The organism is Pseudooceanicola lipolyticus (assembly GCF_002786325.1).
Taxonomy (GTDB): Bacteria; Pseudomonadota; Alphaproteobacteria; order Rhodobacterales; family Rhodobacteraceae; genus Pseudooceanicola_C; species Pseudooceanicola_C lipolyticus.
Genome location: NZ_PGTB01000012.1, coordinates 41,975 through 64,907 on the forward strand (window position 1 = coordinate 41,975; position 22,933 = coordinate 64,907).

At 61.3% G+C, this 22,933-nt stretch carries 24 protein-coding genes; 21 read left to right on the forward strand and 3 right to left on the reverse strand.

The genetic code is table 11. The features are described from left to right. Nucleotides 1-5: 5 nt before the first annotated feature. Nucleotides 6-920 (reverse strand): LysR substrate-binding domain-containing protein, encoded by a 915-nt coding sequence (locus CVM52_RS06270; protein ID WP_172720924.1) that lies wholly within the window; start codon nucleotides 918-920, stop codon nucleotides 6-8. Between the two features lie 13 nt (nucleotides 921-933). On the opposite strand from CVM52_RS06270, the gene pcaD reads away from it, so the two are divergent. From pcaD to CVM52_RS06295, 5 genes are all read left to right on the forward strand, one after another. Continuing rightward, complete coding sequence (pcaD, locus tag CVM52_RS06275) at nucleotides 934-1,779, forward strand: 3-oxoadipate enol-lactonase (RefSeq protein WP_240620877.1); 846 nt, start codon at nucleotides 934-936, stop codon at nucleotides 1,777-1,779. Beyond that, entirely contained in the window at nucleotides 1,776-2,159 is a 384-nt protein-coding gene (pcaC, locus tag CVM52_RS06280; RefSeq protein WP_100161654.1) for a 4-carboxymuconolactone decarboxylase, read from the forward strand. Before pcaD ends, pcaC begins: the two co-directional genes overlap by 4 nt. Beyond that, complete coding sequence (gene pcaH / locus CVM52_RS06285) at nucleotides 2,156-2,884, forward strand: protocatechuate 3,4-dioxygenase subunit beta (protein WP_100161655.1); 729 nt, start codon at nucleotides 2,156-2,158, stop codon at nucleotides 2,882-2,884. Before pcaC ends, pcaH begins: the two co-directional genes overlap by 4 nt. A gap of 2 nt (nucleotides 2,885-2,886) precedes the next feature. After that, nucleotides 2,887-3,486: a protocatechuate 3,4-dioxygenase subunit alpha gene (gene pcaG, locus CVM52_RS06290; protein WP_100161656.1), complete on the forward strand. Its 600-nt coding sequence runs from the start codon at nucleotides 2,887-2,889 to the stop codon at nucleotides 3,484-3,486. Nucleotides 3,487-3,556: 70 nt separating this feature from the next. Continuing rightward, nucleotides 3,557-4,609 (forward strand): 3-carboxy-cis,cis-muconate cycloisomerase, encoded by a 1,053-nt coding sequence (locus CVM52_RS06295; protein WP_100161657.1) that lies wholly within the window; start codon nucleotides 3,557-3,559, stop codon nucleotides 4,607-4,609. On the opposite strand, the gene pobA is transcribed toward CVM52_RS06295, so the two are convergent. Beyond that, nucleotides 4,606-5,775: a 4-hydroxybenzoate 3-monooxygenase gene (pobA, locus tag CVM52_RS06300; RefSeq protein WP_205964900.1), complete on the reverse strand. Its 1,170-nt coding sequence runs from the start codon at nucleotides 5,773-5,775 to the stop codon at nucleotides 4,606-4,608. The genes CVM52_RS06295 and pobA overlap by 4 nt on opposite strands. A 64-nt stretch (nucleotides 5,776-5,839) precedes the next feature. On the opposite strand from pobA, the gene CVM52_RS06305 reads away from it, so the two are divergent. The 15 genes from CVM52_RS06305 to CVM52_RS06375 all read left to right on the forward strand — a co-directional run bounded on the left by CVM52_RS06305 (nucleotide 5,840) and on the right by CVM52_RS06375 (nucleotide 20,648). Then, a complete protein-coding gene (locus CVM52_RS06305; protein ID WP_100161658.1) occupies nucleotides 5,840-6,736 on the forward strand; it encodes a helix-turn-helix domain-containing protein in 897 nt (298 codons plus the stop codon). Nucleotides 6,737-6,877: 141 nt separating this feature from the next. Further along, nucleotides 6,878-8,866: a conjugal transfer protein TraG gene (locus tag CVM52_RS06310; RefSeq protein ID WP_100161676.1), complete on the forward strand. Its 1,989-nt coding sequence runs from the start codon at nucleotides 6,878-6,880 to the stop codon at nucleotides 8,864-8,866. After that, nucleotides 8,847-9,284, forward strand: a complete 438-nt coding sequence (locus CVM52_RS06315; protein WP_240620878.1) for a CopG family transcriptional regulator — start codon at nucleotides 8,847-8,849, stop codon at nucleotides 9,282-9,284. Before CVM52_RS06310 ends, CVM52_RS06315 begins: the two co-directional genes overlap by 20 nt. A 669-nt stretch (nucleotides 9,285-9,953) precedes the next feature. Further along, nucleotides 9,954-10,862, forward strand: coding sequence for a LysR family transcriptional regulator (locus CVM52_RS06320; RefSeq protein ID WP_100161660.1), 909 nt, complete (start codon nucleotides 9,954-9,956; stop codon nucleotides 10,860-10,862). Between the two features lie 212 nt (nucleotides 10,863-11,074). Continuing rightward, on the forward strand, nucleotides 11,075-12,025 hold the full coding sequence (gene trbB / locus CVM52_RS06325; RefSeq protein ID WP_442439568.1) for a P-type conjugative transfer ATPase TrbB: 951 nt from the start codon (nucleotides 11,075-11,077) through the stop codon (nucleotides 12,023-12,025). Further along, nucleotides 12,022-12,354 carry a TrbC/VirB2 family type IV secretion system protein gene (locus CVM52_RS06330; RefSeq protein WP_100161662.1) on the forward strand — a complete coding sequence of 111 codons (333 nt, stop codon included), beginning with the start codon at nucleotides 12,022-12,024 and terminating at the stop codon, nucleotides 12,352-12,354. The genes trbB and CVM52_RS06330 overlap by 4 nt, the downstream gene beginning before the upstream one ends. Next, a complete protein-coding gene (locus CVM52_RS06335; protein ID WP_100161663.1) occupies nucleotides 12,354-12,626 on the forward strand; it encodes a VirB3 family type IV secretion system protein in 273 nt (90 codons plus the stop codon). Before CVM52_RS06330 ends, CVM52_RS06335 begins: the two co-directional genes overlap by 1 nt. 13 nt (nucleotides 12,627-12,639) lie before the next feature. After that, entirely contained in the window at nucleotides 12,640-15,150 is a 2,511-nt protein-coding gene (trbE, locus tag CVM52_RS06340) for a conjugal transfer protein TrbE (protein ID WP_100161664.1), read from the forward strand. Further along, nucleotides 15,147-15,932 carry a P-type conjugative transfer protein TrbJ gene (gene trbJ / locus CVM52_RS06345; protein ID WP_100161665.1) on the forward strand — a complete coding sequence of 262 codons (786 nt, stop codon included), beginning with the start codon at nucleotides 15,147-15,149 and terminating at the stop codon, nucleotides 15,930-15,932. Before trbE ends, trbJ begins: the two co-directional genes overlap by 4 nt. A 20-nt stretch (nucleotides 15,933-15,952) precedes the next feature. Next, nucleotides 15,953-16,243 carry a putative entry exclusion protein TrbK-alt gene (gene trbK-alt, locus CVM52_RS06350; RefSeq protein WP_100161666.1) on the forward strand — a complete coding sequence of 97 codons (291 nt, stop codon included), beginning with the start codon at nucleotides 15,953-15,955 and terminating at the stop codon, nucleotides 16,241-16,243. Nucleotides 16,244-16,246: 3 nt separating this feature from the next. Then, nucleotides 16,247-17,599, forward strand: a complete 1,353-nt coding sequence (gene trbL / locus CVM52_RS06355) for a P-type conjugative transfer protein TrbL (protein ID WP_100161667.1) — start codon at nucleotides 16,247-16,249, stop codon at nucleotides 17,597-17,599. Next, nucleotides 17,596-18,285 (forward strand): conjugal transfer protein TrbF, encoded by a 690-nt coding sequence (gene trbF / locus CVM52_RS06360; protein ID WP_100161668.1) that lies wholly within the window; start codon nucleotides 17,596-17,598, stop codon nucleotides 18,283-18,285. The genes trbL and trbF overlap by 4 nt, the downstream gene beginning before the upstream one ends. Next, the gene (gene trbG / locus CVM52_RS06365) at nucleotides 18,282-19,271 is read left to right on the forward strand and encodes a P-type conjugative transfer protein TrbG (protein ID WP_100161669.1); all 990 of its coding nucleotides are present in this window, start codon (nucleotides 18,282-18,284) and stop codon (nucleotides 19,269-19,271) included. The genes trbF and trbG overlap by 4 nt, the downstream gene beginning before the upstream one ends. Next, a complete protein-coding gene (locus tag CVM52_RS06370; protein ID WP_100161670.1) occupies nucleotides 19,268-20,410 on the forward strand; it encodes a TraB/TrbI/VirB10 family type IV secretion system protein in 1,143 nt (380 codons plus the stop codon). Before trbG ends, CVM52_RS06370 begins: the two co-directional genes overlap by 4 nt. 1 nt (nucleotide 20,411) lies before the next feature. Further along, nucleotides 20,412-20,648 carry a DUF2274 domain-containing protein gene (locus CVM52_RS06375; protein ID WP_100161677.1) on the forward strand — a complete coding sequence of 79 codons (237 nt, stop codon included), beginning with the start codon at nucleotides 20,412-20,414 and terminating at the stop codon, nucleotides 20,646-20,648. A 186-nt stretch (nucleotides 20,649-20,834) separates the two neighbouring features. On the opposite strand, the gene CVM52_RS06380 is transcribed toward CVM52_RS06375, so the two are convergent. Continuing rightward, the gene (locus CVM52_RS06380) at nucleotides 20,835-21,905 is read right to left on the reverse strand and encodes a site-specific integrase (RefSeq protein WP_172720925.1); all 1,071 of its coding nucleotides are present in this window, start codon (nucleotides 21,903-21,905) and stop codon (nucleotides 20,835-20,837) included. A 119-nt stretch (nucleotides 21,906-22,024) separates the two neighbouring features. Between CVM52_RS06380 and dusA the strand changes: the two genes are divergently transcribed. Next, nucleotides 22,025-22,933 (forward strand): tRNA dihydrouridine(20/20a) synthase DusA (gene dusA / locus CVM52_RS06385; protein ID WP_100161678.1); only part of this gene is annotated, 909 nt, incomplete at its 3' end.

A 22,933-nucleotide genomic window follows, 5' to 3' on the forward strand; every position in this document is an offset into this window, starting at 1 on the left:
GGCGGTCAGTTCGTTGGGTCTTCCTCCGCCTGCCGGTGCAGCAGCCTTGCCAGAAGATCGGCCGGGCTGTTTTCGCCGAAGGTAAATTTCCGCGTCAGCCCCACCGCGCCGGCCATGTAGTCCGATTTCAGCGGCAGCGAGGCGAGCGTGCCGGCGCGCAGTTCGCGTTCGACCACCCCGCGAGAGATGAACCAGAGCATGTCGGACTGTTCCAGAAGCGCAAGTGCGACGGGCAGCGCCACTGTCTCGAAGGCGGGGACGACGCCCGAAAGGCCCATCGCGGACAGATAGCGGTCGACGCTATCGCGGATGATCGCACCGGGATTAGGCAGGATCAGCGGGAAGGCCGAAAGCGCCTCGCGCGACCGCAGCGACAGGGCAGGGTGGCCCGCGCGGGCGACCAACAGGATGGACTCGTCATAGAGATACTCGAAGGCGAGACCCGGCATGTCCCGGGCCGAGGGCATCCGTCCAACCATCAGGTCGATCTTTCCGCCGCGCAGCATCTCGATCAGATAGCGGTTGGGGCCGGTGATGATGCCGATGCGCACTTCGGGGCGGTTTTGCGCTAGGGCGAGCGCGACCGAAGGGAAGAACCCGCCTGCCACGGTCGGCAGCACGCCGACCTTGACGAGATCCGCCGCCGACCGGCCGGAAAGGTTGCGCACCCCCGCCTCAAGGCTCTGCACCGCCGCGAGCGCATGGGCGCGGAACCCTTCACCCGCCGGTGTCAGGATGGCGCGGCGACCGGCACGGTCGAAGAGGGTCGTGCCGAGCAGTGCCTCAAGCTCCGTAATCGTTTTCGACAGTGCGGGCTGGGACACGTTCCGTGCCCGTGCGGCTGCGGAAATGTTCCCGTTTTGCGAGACCGCGAGAAACGCCTCGAGATGACGCAGCTTCATGCCGTTTGGTATATTCATTTGGTTATGCTTTTTGCATGAATTCGTATTTTTGTTAATAGGGGGATTATGCCACTTTGGCGACAGGAGGATCCCCATGCAGGCTCTGGAACGCGACTGGGGCACGATGCATCTGAACCTTTCCGGAGGGGATGGCACGGCACTGGTTTTTATCAATTCGCTCGGCACCGATCTGCGGATGTGGGACGCGGTCACGTCGCGCCTGCCGGCGAGTTTGCGCGCGCTGCGCATGGACAAGCGTGGGCATGGCTTGTCCGGGACCGGATCCCAAGGCTACAGGATTTCTGACCTGGCTGAAGATGTGATCGCGGCTATGGATCACGTCGGAATTGCGCGCGCGGTGATTGTCGGCTGTTCCATCGGCGGGCTGATCGCGCAGCATATCGCGCTGATGACGCCGGGCCGGGTCATCGGTCTTGTCCTGTCGAACACCGCATCGAAGCTGGGCGCGGCGGAAGGCTGGCTGGAGCGCATCGAGGCGGTGCGCGTGAATGGCATGGCGGCGATGGCGGACAATATCCTGCGACGCTGGTTCGGGCAGGCGATGCTGGACCGGCCCGAGGCGGCGCTTTGGCGTCAAATGCTCGCGCGGACGGATGCCGAGGGCTATATCGCCACCTGCGCCGCCATCGCGGGCGCTGACATCACGGACCGGCTGGGTGAGATCGCGCACCCCGCGCTGGTCCTCGGCGGCCAGCACGACCTGGCGACCCCGCCCGAGGTGGTCGCCAATCTTGCTCAGGCCCTGCCGCGCGCCGACTTTTTGATGTTCGAGACGACCGGCCACCTGCCGGCCGTCGAGGCGCCGGAGGCTTTTGCCGATGCGCTGATAAAATTCGTGGAGAGGATCACCGGATGAGCGAAACATTCGATCGCGGGATGGCAGTACGACGCGAAGTCCTGGGCAATGCCCATGTGGACCGGGCCGAGGCTGCCAAGACCGAATTCGACCTGCCGTTCCAGACGCTCATCACCGAAAGCGCCTGGGGCACGGTCTGGGCTTCAGACCGCCTGACCCGGCGGGAAAGGTCGATGCTGACCGTCGCGCTTCTGGCGGCGACCGGCAATTTCGAGGAGATCCCGATGCATATCCGTGCCACCACGCGCACCGGCGCAACGAAAGCCGATATCGCGGAGGCGTTGCAGCATGTGGCGATCTATTCCGGCGTGCCGAGGGCGAACCATGCCTTGAAACTTGCCAAGCAGACCTATGCGGAAATGGAGGAGAGCGAGGAATGACTGACCTTGGACCGCTGATCCCGCGCAACCGCGCGATCCACCCGGCCCCCTACGATCCGGGTTACAAGACGAGCGTCGCACGCTCGCCCAACCTGCCGCTTCTGTCGATGGAAAGCTCTCCGTCGGAAGAGACTGGCCCAACGTTCGGCCACGGTCAACTCGGTGCGCTTGATAACAACCTGATCTTGAACTGGACCAAAGGCGCGGCTCCTGCCGTTGGCGAACGCATCCTGATGCACGGCCGTGTCCTCGACGAGATGGGCCGCCCGGTGCCTCAGACGCTGATCGAGATCTGGCAGGCTAATGCCGGCGGGCGCTACCGCCACAAGAAGGACACCTATTTCGCCCCGCTCGACCCCAATTTCGGCGGCTGTGGCCGCACCATCACCGATGAGACCGGCTATTATGAATTCCTGACGGTCCGGCCCGGGGCCTATCCTTGGCCAAACCGGGGTAACGACTGGCGACCGATGCATATCCACATCTCGGTCTATGGTCACAGCTTCGGTCAGCGCCTGATCACCCAGATGTATTTCGAGGGCGACCCGCTGATCGGCCATTGTCCGATTGCCGCGACGATCAAGGACCGCAGCCAGCTCGACCGGCTGGTCGCGCCGCTCGACTTCTCGAAGTCGCGCCCGCTCGATTTTCTCGCCTACAAATTCGACATTGTCCTGCGCGGTCGCCGCCAGACCATGTTCGAGAACAAGTTGGAGGGCATGTAATCATGGTCCAGAAACTCGACACGCTGATCGAAACCGCGTCCCAGACCGCAGGGCCCTATGTCCATATCGGGCTGATGCCGACCTATGCGGGCAACGCCGGGTACTACCAGTTGGAGATCGGCACCTCGCCGATTGCTGGCGACGTAACCGGCGAGGTCATCGAGATCGTCGGCTCGGTTTTCGACGGTACCGGCTGGGCGATGCGGGATGCGCTGATCGAAAGCTGGCAATGCGACGCGAGTGGTCTTTTCCCCGGCCAGGAGGGCGCCGACCCGAACTTCACCGGTCATTGCCGTTTCGCGGCTGATGCCGAAACGGGCGAGTTCACTTTGCGCACGGTCAAGCCAGGGTCCTACAAGGGACGCGGCGGGGCGGAATCCGCGCCACATATCTCGCTCTGGATCGTCGCGCGCGGGATCAACATCGGCCTCAATACACGGGTCTATTTCGACGATGAGGACAACTCCGAGGATCCGCTCCTCGGCCGCATCGAACAACGCCCGCGGGTCGACACGCTGATCGCCAAGAAGATCGGAGAGAGGAAGTACCGGTTCGATATCCGGTTGCAGGGACAAGGTGAAACGGTGTTTCTCGATCTCTGACCGGCTCGGCACGAGAACGGAAGGGGCGGCAAAGACTGCCCCTTTTTGCCATGAGGAAAGGGCACCTACGATGAGCGTTTCCGTCTTCGACCATCCCTGGCTCTCGGGCCACTTCGGCGACGCGGAGATGGCGGCGATCCTCGCTCCCGAGCGGCAGATGGCCCATATGCTCGCGTTCGAGGCGGTGTGGTCGCGGGCCTGCGGGCGCGCGGGCCTGTTCGATGCGGCGGCGGCCGAGGCGGCCACACGCGCGATCGAGACGGTGCGGATCGACCTTGCGGACATCGCCACCGGAATGGCGCAGGACGGCGTGCCCATCCCGCGCCTCGTCAAGCAGCTGAAGGCGGTCGCGGGATCGGAGGCGGTGCACAAGGGCACGACTTCTCAGGACGTCATGGACACGGCTCTGGCTTTGACCCTGCAAGAGGCGTCGGACCTCCTCGCCGCGCGTCTCGAGGTTCTTGCCGGCTGTCTCGACGGGCTCAACACCCGATTCGGCGATGCCCCGCTGATGGGGCGCACGCGGATGCAGGCGGCGGAGCCGATCACCGTGCGTGACCGGGTGGCGACGTGGCGGCTCCCTTTGGGCGATCACCTTGAACGGCTCGCGGTCGTGCGCAAGCGTGTCGAGAAGGTGCAGATAGGCGGTGCCGCGGGCGACCGCAAGGCGCTGGGGCCGAAGGCCGATCAGGTCGTCGCCGATGTCGCGGCGGCGCTCGGCCTTGCCCCCACCGCCAGGGCGTGGCACGCGATACGGGACGGGGTGGCGGATTATGCGTCCTTCCTGTCGCTCGTCACCGGCACGCTCGGCAAGTTAGGGCAGGACGTTGTGCTGATGGCGCAGCAGGGCATAGACGAGATCGCGATGTCTGGCGGCGGTGGCTCCTCTGCCATGCCGCATAAGCAGAACCCTGTCGCGGCCGAACTTCTCCTGACGCTCGCGCGGTTCAACGCGGTGCAGGTTTCGGCCATGCACCTTGCGATGATCCATGAACAGGAACGCTCGGGGGCGGCATGGACCCTTGAATGGATGGTGCTGCCGCAAATGCTGATGACGACAGCACGCGCGCTTGCCGTCGCCATCGAGATTTCGCAGAGGATCACGCGGATCGGCCGCCCCTAGAAGGGCAGCCCGATATAGTTTTCCGCCAGGTCCCGCCGCGCGGTTTCAGAGTGCGCCAGATGGCTCAGCGTGGCTTTCCGCATCTGTTCGGCAAAGGCATCTTCGCCGTCGAAACGGTGCAGCATCGTCGTCATCTGCCAGCTGAAACGCATGGCTTTCCAGATCCGGGCCAGCGCTCGGGCAGAGTATTCGTCGATACCGGTCGTGCTCTTTCCATTCAGCGCGTCAATCAGCGTGGTATAGAGGTAGTATACGTCCGAGGCGGCAAGGTTCAGGCCCTTCGCGCCAGTCGGCGGCACAATATGGGCGGCATCGCCCACCAAGAACAGATTCCCCCAACGCAGCGGTTCAGAAACGAAGCTGCGCAGCGGAGCGATACTTTTCTCAATGGACGGCCCGGTTACAAGGCGCCTGGCGGCTTCTGACGGAATGCGACGCGAAAACTCGTCCCAGAAGCGCTGATCCGACCAATCCTCAACCGTATCGCTGAGCGGCACCTGCACATAGTAGCGCACGAGATTTTCGTTGCGCATCGACGCCAGCGCAAAACCGTGACTGGAATTGGAATAGATAAGCTCATCATTCACTGGCGGAGTTTCCGACAAGATACCGAGCCAACCAAAAGGATAGACCCGCTCAAACTCACGGCGTATTTCATCGGGAATAGTCCTGCGGGAAACGCCGTGGAAGCCGTCGCATCCTGCCACGTAAAAACAATTGAGGCGCTTGCGTGTGCCCTCATGGGTAAACTCGATATGGGATTTCGCCTGGTCGAGGTCGTGGATTTCCACTTCGGACACGTCGTGCAGGATCGTCGTGCCCATCGCGTCCTGCGCCGCATAGAGATCGGTTGTCACCTCGGTCTGGCCATAGACCATAACGCGCTTGCCGGTGAGCTCCTTAAAGTCGATATGGATCATCGTCGAGTCATCAGACAGATAGCACCCGTCGTGTGGGATGCCTTCTGCATCCATTCGCGCCCCGACACCGGCTTCGTGCAGCAACTCAACCGTGCCCCACTCAAGGATCCCGGCACGAATCCGCGCCAGAACATGCGCACGGCTCGACCGTTCCAGTATAACGGTTCCGATCCCCGCACGGTTGAGCAACTGGGACAGCAGCAACCCTGAAGGTCCACCGCCGATGATGGCGACCTGTGTGTCCATGGTGATCAATGCCGTTTCCTCCCGTATCTTTGCTGAACCGTAGCTCGGCATACGCCGCCAACGAATGGACTGTATCGTCATTGACTGGTACTATTCAGGCATGACCGACGCGCATTCGATCCCGCTCTTCAATCTCTTCGGCGAGACGACGGTTTTCCCTGACGTCGTGCATTGCGAACGTGTTCTGGATCGCGCCGGCCTGCATGATTGGGTCATTGCACCGCACCGGCACAGCCAGATGTCGCAAGTCTTCTTCATTGAGCATGGTTCCGCACATGTAGTGCTGGACGGCGCCGAAGAGAGGCTGGCTAGTGGCCGGTATCTTTACGTCCCGCCACAAATCGTACATGGGTTTGAATTCACCCGCGGTACCGAGGGGACTGTTCTTTCGTTCCCCTCACCGGTCGTTTCCCGGCTGGGCCCGAAGGCCGCTGCATTAACATCCTGGCTGGCGACCCCTCAGCGGGGAGTCGTAACGGCGGACGTTGCGCAACTCATCGCGGCACTTGCTGCAACATATACTTCTACTGGCACATTTCGTGCACAGAGGTTGGTCGCGCTCGCCCATGTTCTTCTCGCAACGCTGGCCGAAGACGACCTCGCCGATGCCGCATTCGAGGATCCGCAGGCCGGACGGCAGATTCAACGGCTTGACGCGCTCATCGCCAAGCATCTGACCGACGGTTGGGCCGGGCGGGATTATGCGGCGGCTCTTCACGTCACGACCGGTCATCTTAACCGTATCGTTCGGATGGCGACCGGGCGCAGCCTGACGGCACATCTCGAGACCGCAACGATGACCGAAGCGTGCCGGCTGATCGCTTTCACCCGCCTGCCACTGGCCGAGGTGGGTTACCGGCTTGGATACTCCGACCCTTCCTATTTCTCGCGCCGCTTTCGCTCCCGAATGGGTGAAGCTCCGTCGGCGTATCGTAAGAGGGTGGTTGGGTCAGAGCTCTGATTGCCTATGTTGTAGTGCAACGGCAATTTATCAGTAAGGTACGATTGCAGCATTTTCCTATTCGTACTCTACGGCCGCCGGACCTGCGACATGCGCAAACCCGGCCTTGAATGCGCAGACTGCGTGCTGACCATGGGCGCCATGACAGCAACAAGGATCCTCTGGGGCCAAATTCTGGTCGTTTTCCTGATCGTGCTCACCACGACCTGGGGCGCGACCCAATGGGTTGCCTGGCGGTTGGGGTTTCAGGCCCAACTGGGAAGCCCGTGGTTCGACTTGTTTGGCACGCCGGTCTACCCGCCGCCTGCGGTTTTCTGGTGGTGGTATTTCTACGATGCCTATGCACGCAGCGTATTCTGGGAAGGTGGCGCCATCGCCGCCTCGGGTGGTTTCCTTTCCATCGCCGTCGCCATCACGCTGTCGGTGCTGCGCGCACGCGAAGCGGCCGATGTCGATACCTATGGTTCCGCAAGATGGGCCGAGGGCAAGGAGGTCGAGGCGACCGGACTTCTCGGCCCCGACGGAGTGGTGCTTGGCAAACTGGACAAGGATTACCTGCGCCATGACGGGCCGGAGCATGTACTTTGTTTTGCGCCGACCCGCTCGGGCAAGGGTGTCGGTCTGGTCGTTCCATCCCTCTTGACCTGGCCTGGCTCAGCCATCGTCCACGATATCAAGGGCGAGAACTGGGAACTGACCGCCGGGTTTCGCGGACAACATGGGCGTGTCCTGCGCTTTGACCCCACCAACGCCACATCAAGCTCCTATAATCCCCTCCTTGAAGTCCGTCGTGGTGAATGGGAGGTGCGCGACGTCCAGAATGTTGCGGACGTGCTCGTCGATCCCGAAGGTTCGCTTGAAAAGCGCAATCATTGGGAAAAAACGTCCCACTCCCTTTTGGTGGGGACGATCCTCCATGTCCTTTATGCGGAAAATGACAAGACGCTTGCCGGTGTAGCTTCTTTTCTGTCCGATCCGCGCCGACCGATCGAGGCTACGCTGAAAGCGATGATGACGACCCGGCACCTCGGTGAAGACGGTCCGCATCCGGTTATCGCTTCGACCGCCCGGGAGCTTTTGAACAAGTCCGATAACGAAAGGTCCGGCGTGCTCTCTACAGCCATGTCGTTCTTGGGCCTCTATCGCGATCCGGTTGTCGCCCATGTCACCCGGCGATGCGACTGGCGGATCGCTGATCTTATCGCCGATCCAACACCCGCCACACTTTATCTCGTTGTACCACCGTCGGATATTTCCCGTACCAAACCGCTCATCCGCCTGGTCTTGAATCAGATCGGTCGCCGGTTGACTGAAGACCTCCACGCAAAGCACCGCAAGCACCGAGTTCTGATGATGCTCGACGAATTCCCCGCGCTCGGTCGCCTCGACTTCTTCGAGAGCGCGCTAGCGTTCATGGCTGGCTACGGCATCAAGAGTTTCCTGATCGCCCAGTCTCTCAATCAAATCGAGAAGTCCTATGGTCAGAATAACTCGATCCTGGACAACTGCCATGTTCGGGTGAGCTTTGCCACCAATGACGAACGCACCGCAAAACGTGTGTCCGATGCGCTGGGCACCGCGACGGAGATGCGCGCGATGCGCAACTATGCGGGCCATCGACTGGCGCCTTGGCTTGGCCACCTGATGGTATCCCGATCCGAAACGGCGCGCCAACTCCTGACTCCCGGTGAAATCATGCAACTTCCCCCAGATGACGAGATCGTCATGGTGGCTGGCTCTCCTCCGATCCGCGCGAAAAAGGCTCGGTACTATACCGATCAGCGCTTTCTTGATCGCATATTCCCCCCGCCTGAATCCGCGAAGAAGGAGAAAGCGGCAAAGGTTGATGAATGGTCGAACCTCGATCCTTTGCAGCCGGATGCAACCTTGCTGGCCGAAACTACAGGAATTGGGGAGGACGAAGCGAATGCCGGTTTGCGGCGCGAGCCAGAGCTTCCGCAGCATGTTTCGATCGCCCGCAAAGCCTCCAAAGAACCTGCTAGGGAATTCGAGGGAATGCTGGATGACGAGCCCGAAGACATCGTGCGCCAGCGACAGGCTTTGCGGCAAAGCATGGGGCAGGTGGCTCGGCAAGTAACTCTGGATTTGGATGACGGCATGGAATTTTGAGGCAGAGAAAATGCGAGACAGAATGAACCTCTCCCTACCTGTAGAAATGATCGGTCGTATTCGCGATTTGGCTGATCGCAAACGCCTTACGCGCTCTGCAGTGGTCGAGGCGGCCGTCGAAAGTTTCCTCTCACCTGATCACGCCGACATGCAGGAGGCGGCGCTGACCCGCAGGTTGGATCGTCTCTCGCGGCAAGTCGCTCGCCTGGAACGCGACCAGCACATCACCGTCGAAACCCTTGCGCTCTTTGTGCGCTTCTGGCTTACGATCACGCCCCCTTTGCCGGAAGAAGATCAGAGCGCCGTTCAGGCCAAGGGTCGCGAACGGTTCGATGGGTTCGTCGAGACACTCGGGCGGAGGCTCCAAAAGGCAAATAGCTTTGTCGACGAGCTAGCAGAAGAAAGCCCAGCCCCTTGAAGTCCTGTGGGAGAGGGAGAGTCCGCCCGGAAGAGCAGCACTGCCACGTGCAAGTATTGAGTATCGTGAAATCGTTGCAACGACTGCATGGCTTGCTTGCTTCATCATGGCATGCAGGACGCAGGTCTCTGTCACTGCCTTTGCGAGGACTTCTAGGTTCATCGAACCCATGAGCGTCAGGCAGCGGATTTTTGCTCCTGCAACAACTTGGAAGCCAAAGCATTGGAAATAGTTGACGCTGTAGGATAGCTTACGCTTCACTTCTAGAAAAAAGATATCACAAAGCGAAAAGGTCTTGGCAGTCTACGGTGAAATAAATCGCAGACATGGTATTGGAAATTCAGGATTTCCAGTTCATTGGCTCTGATGTTCCGGTGTCGATTATGCAGCGCGCGGGACCAAATGAAAATTCCGCCCAGTAGGATTTCGCCTATAGAAAGATGATCCTGCCAAGTCGCGGGGGGGGTGCGTGTCTAGATAAGCATCAACGTTCCTGCGACCTCAAATCTATTACGTATGTCATAGGTGTAAAGTGGAGCCTGCATTTCTCTCCCGGCTACTTATTAAGGCGTGAGATTTTGCAGCAATTTCAGCCATTAAGTTAGTTGCACGATTATATTAGTGGCTGTGGTGTCGAATGTTTGCATGGACCTCAGAAAAGTTAGTCAAATGAGTAAACTCCCACGTAGATTCGGGTTGCATCACCTTCACTATTTTGTTGTTAGCGCCGAGAACGGGAGCTTTCGGCAAGCCGCGAGGGAGCTTGAAATTCAGGAGTCCGCTGTAAGTCGTAGAGTTCGCGACTTGGAGGATCAAGTTGGTGCTTCTCTTTTTCATCGCCATAGCGCGGGTGTAACCCTCACTTTTGCGGGAGAAACCTTCCTTAAAGCCGCTCGAAATATTCTGGGTAATGTTGAAGAGACGATTACGGATATTTGCGCGGCTGGGCGGGGAGAAAAGGGCCGATTGACAATCGGCATATTTTCATCCCTTGCGTCTGGCTTTTTGAACAATCTCATTGTGAGCTTTGGAAGGAGTTTCCCCGAGATTGAAATTGAGTTGGTGAATGGAAATCCAACCGATCACTTCGGTGCGATACGTAGTCTAAGGCTTGATATCGCCTTTGTCTCCGAAAGTAAGAGCTGGCCAGATTGTGATAACGAGGAGCTGTGGAAAGAACGGGTCTTCTTGGTTTGCCCCGAGCACCATGAACTTGCTGCTGGTCGAATGTCTACTTGGGACGAAATTGCGGACGAGACATTCTTGGTAAGTGAAGTAGCGCCGGGGCAAGAGATGCGTGATTATCTTGTTCGGCGTCTTGCAAGTGTCAGTCGTGCTCCAAGAATTCAGACACATGCTGTCGGCCGAGACAACCTTCATGCACTCGTGGCTATGGGGCGTGGGCTGGCGGTTACCAGAGAAGCAAGTACTGCAACCCAATTTCCCGGCGTCATATACCTCCCAATCGAAGGGGAAACCTTGACCTATAGTGCTGTCTGGTTGCCCCACAATGACAACCCAGCCCTACGCCGCTTGCTCAGCATGGCGCGTGATCTTGCGGGTAACAATCGAGGCTGAAACCGGGGAGGGGAGAGGTTCCTCCCCGCCTGTGTCTATCCAGCCCTACGCCAGGTTACTACGCCTCTTAAGTTGCTGTTGAGCCAAGGCCGGATCCGGCTTTCTTAATCGACCCCGATCCAGGGCCGTCCGTTGGAGGCGCCCAAAACAGGAACGGGGACGACATGGTTCAGACCAGCCAACAACCAGAGGCAATCCGGAGAGGCGCGCGGATGCTCCGCACCGCGCTCGGGCCCGCGATCGCGCGGTTTCTGGAAGATCCCATGACCGTCGAGGTGATGCTCAACCCCGATGGGCGGCTCTGGATCGACCGCCTGTCCGAAGGCCTCTCCGATACCGGCGAAACGCTGCCCCCGGCCGACGGGGAACGTATCGTTCGGCTCGTGGCACATCATGTCGGTGCTGAGGTCCATGTCTCATCCCCGCGCGTCTCCGCTGAACTGCCCGAGACGGGAGAGCGATTCGAGGGACTGCTGCCCCCCGTAGTCACGGCCCCGGCCTTCGCCATTCGCAAACCGGCTGTCGCGGTCTTCATGCTGGACGACTATGTCGATGCGGGAATCATGACCCGCCTCCAGGCGGAAGCGCTACGCCTGGGCGTTGCCACGCGCGCCAATATTCTCGTGGCCGGCGGCACCTCCACCGGCAAAACCACGCTAACCAATGCGCTGCTTGCAGAGGTCGCGGAAACCCAGGACCGCGTTGTCATCATCGAAGACACCCGCGAGTTGCAATGCGCGGCGCCGAACCTGGTTGCGATGCGGACCAAGGACGGCGTGGCGTCGCTTTCCGATCTCGTGCGCTCCTCGCTGCGCCTGCGTCCCGACCGGATCCCGGTTGGAGAGGTCCGTGGCGCCGAGGCCCTCGATCTCCTGAAGGCTTGGGGAACAGGCCATCCCGGCGGGATCGGCACCATCCATGCAGGCTCCGCGCTTGGGGCGCTCCGTCGGATGGAGCAACTCATCCAGGAGGTGGTGATCACCGTCCCCCGCGCCCTGATCGCAGAAACTATCGATCTCGTTGCCGTTCTTTCCGGCCGTGGGTCCGCGCGCCGTTTGACCGAGCTCGCCCGCGTCAAAGGGCTCGGCCCGGACGGCGACTACCTGGTCTCGACCACCGAATTTCCATCGATCCCCACTCACGAAACAGGAGATGCTTCATGATCCGCCAAGCCTTGCGCGTCCGCCAGAACGTCGCAACCGTCGCAACCGTTGCCTGGGTGAGCCTTCTGTTCGCACAGCCCGCCCATGCCTCGGGTTCCTCGATGCCTTGGGAAGCGCCATTGCAGGCGATCCTTCAATCCATCGAGGGGCCCGTCGCCAAGATCGTGGCGGTGATCATCATCATCGTCACTGGGCTCGCACTGGCCTTCGGCGATACTTCGGGTGGCTTTCGTCGCCTCATCCAGATCGTGTTCGGCATCTCCATCGCCTTTGCGGCCAGTTCCTTCTTCCTGAGCTTCTTCAGCTTCGGTGGTGGGGCGCTGATCTGATGCTGGAGCAGCTCTCAGGCGTGCCGGGTTATTCCGTCCCGGTGCACCGCGCTTTGACCGAACCAATCCTACTCGGTGGTGCGCCGCGGGCATTCGCCATCCTCAACGGCACTCTCGCCGGGGCCATCGGTCTCGGTCTTCAGCTCTGGGTCGCCGGGATCGTGATCGGCATTCTCGGCCACGTGTTCGCGGTCTGGGCCGCCCGTCGCGATCCGCTTTTCGTGGAGGTCGGACGCCGACATCTGCGGCTGCCCGGACATCTTCAGGTCTGAGGAGAGTATCAAGATGATGAACCTCGCCGAGTATCGTCGGGGCAGCGCCCAGCTTGCCGATTACCTGCCCTGGGCCGCGCTGGTTGCCGAGGGTGTGGTCCTGAACAAGGACGGCAGTTTCCAGCGCACGGCGCGGTTTCGCGGGCCGGACCTCGACAGTGCCGTCGCGGCCGAACTGGTCGCGGTGGCCGGTCGTCTCAACAATGCTTTCCGCCGGCTCGGCTCCGGTTGGGCCATTTTCGTCGAAGCGCAACGCATGGAGGCCGCCACCTATCCCGAGAGCAGATTCCCGGATCCGGCCTCCGCCTTGCTTGATGCCGAGCGCAAGGCCGGCTTCGAGGAGGAGGGCGTGCATTTCATCTCCGGCTACTTCCTGACCTTGCTCTACCTTCCGCCAGCCGAGGACAGTGCGCGCGCCGAGACCTGGCTCTACGAGGGGCGTGAAAACTCCGGCGTCGATGCCCGGGAAATCCTGCGAAGCTTCATCGACCGCGCCGATCGCGTATTGGCGCTTCTCGACGGCTTCATGCCCGAATGTCGCTGGCTCGATGATGGCGAGACGTTGACCTACCTGCATTCGACCATCTCCACCAATCGCCAGCGGGTGCGGGTGCCGGAAGTACCGATGCATCTCGACGCCCTGCTGGCCGATCAGCCGGTTATCGGGGGCCTGGAACCCCGACTGGGGCAGGCGCATCTGCGCGTTTTGACCATCACTGGTTTTCCGACTGCGACCACGCCCGGCATCCTCGACGATCTGAACCGGCTGGCCTTTCCCTATCGCTGGTCGACCCGTGCGATCCTGATGGACAAGACCGATGCAACACGCATGGTCACCCGGATCCGCCGCCAATGGTTCGCCAAACGCAAGAGCATCGCCGCGATCATCAAGGAGGTGATGACCAACGAGCAATCGGTGCTCATGGACAGCGATGCCTCGAACAAGGCCGCCGATGCCGATCTCGCACTGCAGGAACTCGGCGCCGATGTTGCAGGCGAAGCTTATGTCACCGCAACGCTTACCGTTTGGGATGAAGATCCGCGCCTCGCCGACGAAAAACTCCGTTTGCTGGAAAAAGCCATCCAGGGCCGTGACTTCACCGCCATGATCGAAACCGTGAACGCGCTGGATGCCTGGCTCGGGTCACTGCCCGGCCATGTCTACGCAAATGTGCGCCAGCCACCGGTCTCAACACTCAATCTCGCCCACATGATCCCCCTTAGCGCCGTGTGGGCGGGGCCGGAACGGGACGAGCATTTCGCAGCTCCCCCACTGCTCCTCGGCAAGACCGAGGGCTCGACCCCGTTCCGGCTGTCTCTTCATGTCGGCGATGTGGGACATATGCTGGTCGTCGGTCCCACCGGCGCCGGTAAATCCGTACTGCTCGCCGCCATGGCGCTGCAGTTCCGGCGCTATGACCGCGCGCAGGTCTTCGCATTCGACTATGGCGGCTCGATCCGCGCTGCAGCACTTGCCATGAAGGGCGATTGGCACGATCTCGGCGGTGAGCTCACCGACGCTGCCGAGCCCACGGTTTCGCTACAGCCTCTTGCCCGGATCGTCGAACCCTCGGAGCGATCCTGGGCCGCTGACTGGATCGCCACCATCCTCGATCGCGAAGGCGTGCCCATCACACCCGCTATGAAAGAGCATCTCTGGACCGCGCTCACATCTCTGGCGTCTGCCCCTGTTACCGAGCGGACCATCACCGGCCTTTCCGTGCTTTTGCAGTCGAACGATCTCAAACAGGCGCTTCGGCCATATTGCGTGGGCGGCGCCTATGGACGGCTGCTCGATGCGGAAGTCGAAGATCTGGGAGCCGCCTCTGTCCAGGCCTTCGAGATCGAGGGTCTGGTCGGAACAGGTGCGGCGCCAGCCGTGCTTTCCTATCTGTTCCACCGGATCGGGGACCAGCTCGATGGCCGTCCGACCCTTCTCATCATTGACGAGGGCTGGCTGGCGTTGGACGACAAGGGCTTTGCCGGGCAGTTGCGTGAGTGGTTGAAGACGCTTCGGAAGAAAAACGCCTCCGTCATCTTCGCCACGCAATCGCTATCCGATATCGATAATTCCGGCATTGCGCCCGCGATTATCGAGAGCTGCCCGACCCGGCTCCTTCTGCCCAATGAACGCGCGATCGAGCCGCAGATCACCGCGATCTATCGGCGTTTTGGGCTCAATGATCGCCAGATCGAGATCCTGGCCCGCGCCATGCCCAAGCAGGACTATTACTGCCAGTCCCGTCGCGGCAACCGGCTGTTCGAGCTCGGCCTGTCCGAAGTCGGGCTCGCGCTTTGCGCGGCCTCGTCCAAATCCGACCAGGCATTGATCGGCGAGGTTCTCGCCGAACAGGGCCGTGACGGTTTTCTGGCGGCTTGGCTTCGTATCCGCGGTGCCGATTGGGCCGCCGATCTTCTTCCGGACCTGACCAATCTCACGCTCGCCCCGACCCACGGCACGACAGACGCGGAGCTCCCCCACGATCCACCAAAGCTTCAACCAAAACAGGAGACCACGACATGACCCGCCAATCTCATCACCGCTTCGGCCTTCTTCGTACCTCGGCTGTTGCTCTGGCGCTGGCAGTACCTTTGGCGATGGCGCCGGTATTCACGACGCCGGCCCACGCGTTGTTCGGAGGGTTCGGGCGGATCGTCTACGATCCGACCAACCATGCGGAAAACCTGCTGACGGCAGCACGTGCCCTGGAACAGATCAACAACCAGATCGCCTCGCTACAGAACGAAGCGCAGATGCTGATCAATCAGGCTCGCAACCTCACGAGCCTGCCGTTCTCAGCACTGAGCGATCTGCAAAGGAATGTCGATCGCACCCGCCAGCTTCTGGCGCAGGCACAGAACATTGCCTTCGACGTTCAGCAGATCGACCAGCTGTTCCAGCAGGACTATGCCAACATCCCGCAGACCGCGACCGACGCCCAGCTTGTTGCCGATGCCCGCGCTCGTTGGGGCTATACGGTCGGCGGTCTTCAGGATGCGATGCGGGTACAGGCCGGCGTCGTTGGCAATATCGATGCGCAGCGCGCACAGCTTTCTGCGCTTGTCGGCGAAAGCCAGACCGCGGTCGGTGCGCTTCAGGCCACGCAGGCGGGGAATCAACTCCTGGCACTGCAAGCTCAACAGATTGCCGATCTCACCGCCGTCATTGCCGCCAATGGCCGTGCCGAAGCCCTAGTCGAAGCTGAGCGTTCCGCTACGGCCGAGCAGGGGCGTGTTCAACGCGAGCGCTTCCTCACCCCCGGCTCGGGCTACCAGCCCGGTACGGCGCAGATGTTCCACAACTAGGTCCGACGCAGGAGGGGCAGATGGAATCCAGGGTGCTGACCCGCATCGCGGCCATCGTCTTCATTGCCTTCGCCGTCACGGCGACGGTGATCGAGATGACCCGGCAGGAGGGAGAGCCGAGCCAGGCCAGGCCCGCTTCGGTTCCCCACCCCCCCGTCGATTCACTGCGCGCGGGCCAGCGCCGATGCCAACAAATGGGGGAAGCGGCCGCCAATGACCCGGTCTGTCTTCAGGTCTGGAGCGAAACCCGCGACCGGTTTCTTGGACGCACCCCCGACACGGCAGCCCCCCGCAGGACCGAGGAGCGTTGATCGATGGGTGGCACCGGCGTTATTGACAATTTCCTTGGGGTCTTCACCTCCTATATCGATTCCGGTTTTGGACTGCTTGGTGGCGAAGTTGCCTTCATCGCCACCACGCTGATCGTGATCGACGTAACGCTCGCCGCACTCTTCTGGGCCTGGGGCGCCGATGACGACATTCTCGCCCGGCTCGTGAAGAAGACGCTCTTTGTCGGGGTCTTCGCTTATCTGATCTCTAACTGGAACAGCCTGGCGCAGATCGTCTTCGACAGTTTCGCCGGACTCGGCCTGATGGGGTCGGGAACGAGCTTCTCCGCCACGGACCTTCTGCGGCCAGGGCGCGTTGCGCAAACAGGTCTCGATGCCGGACGGCCGCTTCTCGAGAGCATCTCCGATCTGATGGGTTTCGTCTCCTTCTTCGAGAACTTCATCCAGATCGCCTGCCTGCTCTTTGCCTGGGCTCTGGTTCTGCTCGCCTTCTTTCTCCTCTCGATCCAGCTCTTCATCACCTTGATCGAGTTCAAGCTGACGACCCTCGCAGGCTTCGTACTCATCCCGTTCGGACTCTTCGGCAAGACCGCCTTCATGGCCGAGCGCGTGCTGGGCAATGTCGTGTCCTCCGGGATCAAGGTATTGGTGCTGGCCGTCATCATCGGCATCGGTTCGACATTGTTCAGCCGGTTCACGACCGGTTTTGGGGGTATGACTCCGACCGTGGATGAGGCGATGGCAATTGTCCTGGCAGCCCTTTCCCTTCTGGGACTCGGAATCTTCGGGCCGGGTATTGCTACCGGCCTGGTGTCGGGCGGGCCGCAACTCGGGGCTGGCGCCGCCGTCGGGACCGGACTGGCGGTTGGCGGCGCAGCTCTGGCCACGGGCGGTGGCGCCATGCTTGCCGCCCGTGGCGCCGGAGGTGTTCTCTCGACCGGTGCGGCCGCCACACGCGGCGTTGCAGCAACTGCGGGTGCTGCGTCTTCGGCCTATTCCCTGGGATCCATGGGACGGTCCGGCGCAGCGGGGATTGCCGCCGGTTTGGGCGGCGTCGCGCGGGCCGGTGGCAGCACCGCCGTCTCCCCGCTACGGCGGATGGCGTCACGCGCCTCGGACAGTATCAAGTCGAGTTTCTCCGATGGCGCCCAATCCGGCTTCGCCGCAACAGGTGGTGCGTCGTCAATGGGGACCGTTAGCAGCGGAGCCGCTCAAGGCACATCCGTCGCCGCCGTTGGAGCGCCTGCCTGGGCCAAATCCATGCGTCGCAATCAAGCGATGAGCCACGGCGTCACTTCAGTGGGCCATGCTCTGCGCTCGGGTGACAGCCACGGTTCCGGTGCCTCCATCAATCTTTCGGAAAGTGACCGCTCATGAGCCTCTTCAAACGATCCACGACACATTATGGCAAGCTCCCCGAACCCGAGACTCCGTATCAGAAAGCCGCTCAGGTCTGGGACGAGCGAATAGGCTCGGCACGCGTGCAGGCCCGCAACTGGCGTATCATGGCTTTTGGCAGCCTGATCCTTTCCGCAGGATTTGCGGCATCGCTGGTCTGGCAATCGGCGCGCGGTACAGTTGTTCCCTGGATTGTCGAGATCGACACGTATGGCGAAGCGCGGGCGGTCGAGCCGGCTTCGGCCGACTATCGCCCGACCGATCCACAGATCGCTTTCCATCTCGCTCGCTTTATCGAAGAGGTGCGGGGACTTTCAACCGATCCTGTCGTCGTGCGCCAGAGCTGGCTTCGCGCATATGAATTCACCACCGATCGCGGGGCCGTGGCGCTCAATGACTACGCACGTGCCAATGACCCCTTTACGCGCGTTGGCGAAGAACAGGTGTCGGTCGAGGTCTCCAGCGTCATCCGCGCCTCCCCGGACAGTTTTCGTGTTGCCTGGACCGAGCAGCACTATGACAATGGCCAACTCGCACAGACCGAGCGCTGGACGGCTATCCTCACCATCGCGATTCAGCCACCGCGCGACGCGCAGCGCCTGCGCGCCAATCCTCTCGGCATCTACATCAATGCAATCAACTGGTCGCGGGAGATGAGCCAATGACCCGAATCCCGTACCTGACAACCGGTTTCCTCCTTACTGCCACTGTACTCTCAGGATGTGCCGCAAACCGTCCGCCACAGTTTTCCTATGATGACGACGTACCGCCCATGCCTGCGGTGCGCACCGCCGTGACCGATGACAGGCCTCGCCCGCTACACACGCCGCCGCGCTGGACGCCGAGCCATGGCGGTGCAGCGGCTGGCACCCCAACGGCGCGCGTCGAAAATGCGAATGCAGCCGCCCGGGTCGAACCGCGTCGAGAAGGCTACTACAACTCCATCCAGATCTATCCCTGGTCGGAGGGGGCGCTCTACCAAGTCTATGCCTCTCCGGGGCAGATCACCTCGATCGCGCTCGAGCCGGGCGAAGCCCTGACCGGCGCCGGGCCGATAGCAGCTGGCGATACTGCCCGCTGGATTATCGGAGATACCGAAAGCGGCTCCGGGAACAACCGCAGGGTTCTCGTCCTCGTCAAGCCAACACGCCCCGACATCACGACCAACCTTGTGATCTCGACGGACAGGCGAACCTATCTCATAGAACTGCGCGCCGCCGAGGACATCTGGATGCCATCTGTGTCCTGGGCCTATCCCCGCACCGCCCGCACACAACAGGTCGCTGCGGCGACGCCGACGATTCCGCCCTCGAATGCCCGCAATCATCGCTACGGGCTGCAGGTGCGCGGCGACAGTCCGCCCTGGCGCCCGGTCTCGGTCTTCGACGATGGACGTCGCGTCTATATCGTGTTCCCGCGCGGTATCGTTCAGGGTGAGATGCCGCCGCTGTTCGTTCTCGGATCGGATGGCGAGCCTGAGATTGTTAATAGCCGCATTTACCGCAACATCCTGATCGTCGACCGGCTCTTCGGTGCAGCCGAACTGCGCCTTGGACGGGGCAATGCCCAACAAGTGATCCGGATCGTTCGCTTCGAAGAACAGCAGGCGAGGGCGCAACCGCATCGGGCTTCCGGAAAGGCACCCCCATGACCGAAAACAGCGTCCTTGAAGCCAATATCGAAACGATGCGCTTGCGGGCCGATCCGCCGCGCGTCACCCGCATCTCCCGAAAGGTCATGACCGGGCTCGGCGTGCTTGCGGGGCTGGCCGTCGGAGGCGCACTCATCTACGCCCTTCAAAGCACAGATCGTCAGGTGCAGCCCGAAGAGCTGATCACCACCGATCGCCGACAGCCGGCGGATGGATTGCGCGATCTACCTGGCAGCTATGACGCCGTCCCGCGGCTCGGCCCACCCTTACCTGGCGATCTCGGTGGTCCGATCCTGGATGCGCAAGAACGAGGGCGTCCGGTCGTGTCGCCGACAATCCAGAGCCCGGCAGCCGATCCCGAGGAACAAAGACGGCTCGCCGAGATGGAAACCGCCAGAACGAGCGCATTGTTTTTCCAAACACGGCCTGGTACGCAAGCAACGCCCTCTGTTGGAGCAAGCCCGGCTGTCATCGCGCCGGGGCCAGGTTCTGCGGTCAGCGAAGATCGGCAACACGCCTTCCTGAACGCCCAGGTTGATCGTCGCACTGTAGCACCGGATCGGATCATGCCGCCGGCATCCCCTTACATTCTTCAGGCGGGAGCTGTGATCCCCGCCGCCCTGATCACAGGGATTCGTTCTGACCTGCCCGGACTGATTACCGCCCAGGTGACTCAGAATGTCTACGACAGCCCAACAGGAAGCCTTCTCCTCATTCCGCAAGGCACACGCATTGTTGGCGAATACGACAATGGTGTCACATTCGGTCAGCGCCGTGTGCTCTTGGTCTGGAACAGACTGATCCTGCCCAACGGCCGCTCCATCATTCTCGAAAGACAGCCTGGCGCAGATGCGGCTGGCTATGCCGGTCTCGAGGATGGCGTCGACTACCATTGGTGGGATCTGATGAAAGCCGCCGGCCTGTCAACGCTTCTTGCCGTGGGCGCCGAGCTTGCTACCGACGACGAGGATCGTCTGGTTCAGGCGATCCGGGACGGGGCCGTAGACACAATCAACGACGCAGGCCAGCAAATCGTACAGCGCCAGCTGCAGGTCCAGCCGACCCTGACCATTCGGCCAGGGTTCCCAGTCCGCGTGATCGTGACCCGCGATCTCATCCTCGAACCCTATGGAGGCTGACATGACAAAGCTCAAGCTCGGACCATTGCCCGACGACAAGCCGGTCAAATTGACCGTTGAATTGCCCGCAGCGCTCCACCGCGACCTTGTCGCCTATGGCGAGATCCTCGGGAGTGAGAGCGGACAGGGAGCAATTGATCCTGCTCGGCTCATTGTGCCAATGCTCGAACGGTTCATTGCGACTGATCGCGGGTTCTCCAAGGCACGCAAATTAGACCGAAAGGCGCCGAACCCATGATCAAAAAAAATTTGCAGCAAGCTTAGAGATTTTGCATTCCCGGATAGATTCCGCAGAAATCGCCTATTGCGCTCTCCCGCAACCAACGACGCACTGATAGTTTGAAGGCATACCGCTTGGAGTTTGGCCAATTTGAGCCGATCTCTATGGTCTTGGCTGGTGAACTTTCGGCAAGGTGGGCAGGCCTCAGGCTTTGTCGATTGCAAGTTGTAGGCTAGGCCACTTTACATATTTGTCGCCCGTTTCCCGGATGTGCGTATATCGTTTCAGGCTGACCCATGACCTGTGCCCACTGACTGCGGCGACATGGGGAATATTCCAACCCATCTCGAACAGGCGTGAAATGCCTTCGTGGCGCAGATCGTGGAAGTGCAGATCCTCGATCCCGAGCAGTTTGCAAGCGCGGGTGAAGTTGGCCGTGATCGCGTCCGGAGAGCATGGGAAGATCTCAGCTTTCCGTTCGGGCATGCTGTCGATGATCCGAATGGCCTCCTTGGGCAGATCGACCCAGGTATCGTTGCCGAGCTTTTCGCCGGGATGCTTCATGTCACGGACCAAAATGCGTTTGTGCTCCTTCTGGAAGTCATCCCAGGTGAGGCGGGTGATCTCTGCCTGTCGGCGCGTAGAGAAGAGAGCGAACACGATCACCTTGTGCATGGGCATCGCCTGGGGTGTTCTCTGGCGCCGATCAATGAAATGGGCCAGCAGCCGGTCGAGTTCATCGAGAGTGGGTCTGCGGTTCCGTTGCGCAGAACGGGAGATGATCCCCATACGGCGCGCGACGGTGATCGCGTCTCTCATCTCCCGGTCATCCAGTCGGAAGTCCCACATCGGTCGAGCTATCGCGAAAATGGAGGCGAGATGGCTCGCGTAGTTCCCGACTGTTTGCGGTTGTCCGGGCAGTGACTGAAGGAACTCGATGATATCCTTCGACTTGATGGTGGAACAGGGCAGATCGGCGATCGGGTAGGTCGCTATGGTCCTGAGGACTTGCGCTTTCGTGCGACCGATTTCCTTCACGGCTTCTTCAGTATAGCGCTCGATCGCTTTGGACAGCGGTGGGTCGGATGCGTTCAACTCTTCCAGCGCACCAGGTTTTGCTAGCTCTTTCTCGCGTTTCTTTATCCATGCGGCCGCAGCTGGGCGTCTGTCAAAAGTCTTCGTCTCGTGATAGACGGTGCCCTCGCGCATCACTCGTACACGTGCCCTGTAGCTGTGACTTCCATCCTTGCGTTTGCGTGTGGTGATCGAGCCCATGATGGTCTCCCCATTTGGTCCACGAAATTGTATTTGGTCCACGGGACCAAATCTAGTGCCAAAATCGACGGGTTTGGTCCATAATGAGCGGAAATGAGACGAACTGTAGGTGCCAGTAAGTGGCTGAAAAATATAAAAAACAAGACATATCAAGAGCTTCCCGCCTGTCCGTTGCGCCCATGATGGACTGGACCGACCGCCATTGCCGGTATCTGCACCGGCAGCTGAGCCGGCAGGCGCTGCTCTATACCGAGATGGTGACCGCGCCGGCGCTGGTGCGGGGCGGGGCGGTGCATCTGCTGGACTACAGCCCCGAGGAGCAGCCGCTGGCGCTGCAACTGGGCGGGTCGGACCCGGCGGAACTGGCCGAGGCGGCGCGGCTGGGCGCGGCGGCGGGCTATGGCGAGATCAACCTCAATTGCGGCTGCCCGTCCGATCGGGTGCAGTCGGGCTGTTTCGGCGCGGTGCTGATGGAAAAGCCGGCGCTGGTGGCCGATTGCGTGGCGGCGATGCGCGCGGCGGTGGCCGCCGAGATCACCGTCAAGTGCCGCATCGGTGTCGATGACCAGGATCCGGAGGTGGTGCTGCCGCAGTTCCTGGAGCAGATTGCCGAGGCCGGGTGTCGCCGGGTGATCATCCATGCGCGCAAGGCCTGGCTGCAGGGGCTGAGCCCGAAGGAAAACCGCGATATCCCGCCGCTGGATTACGACCTGGTGCTGCGGATGAAGGCGCGGTTTCCCGACCTGCATATCTCGATCAATGGCGGCATCACCACGCTGGCGCAGGCAAAGACCCTGCTGGAGGCCGGGCTGGACGGGGTGATGATCGGGCGCGCGGCCTATCACGACCCGGCGGCGATCCTGGGCGCCGCGGATGCGGAGATCTTCGGCACCGGCGCAGTATGCCCGCCGGAGCGCGCGGTGCAGGCGATGCTGCCCTATATCGAGGCGCATCTGGCGCAGGGCGGCAAGCTGCACCAGGTCACCCGGCACATGCTGGGCCTGTTTGCCGGCCGCCCCGGCGCGCGC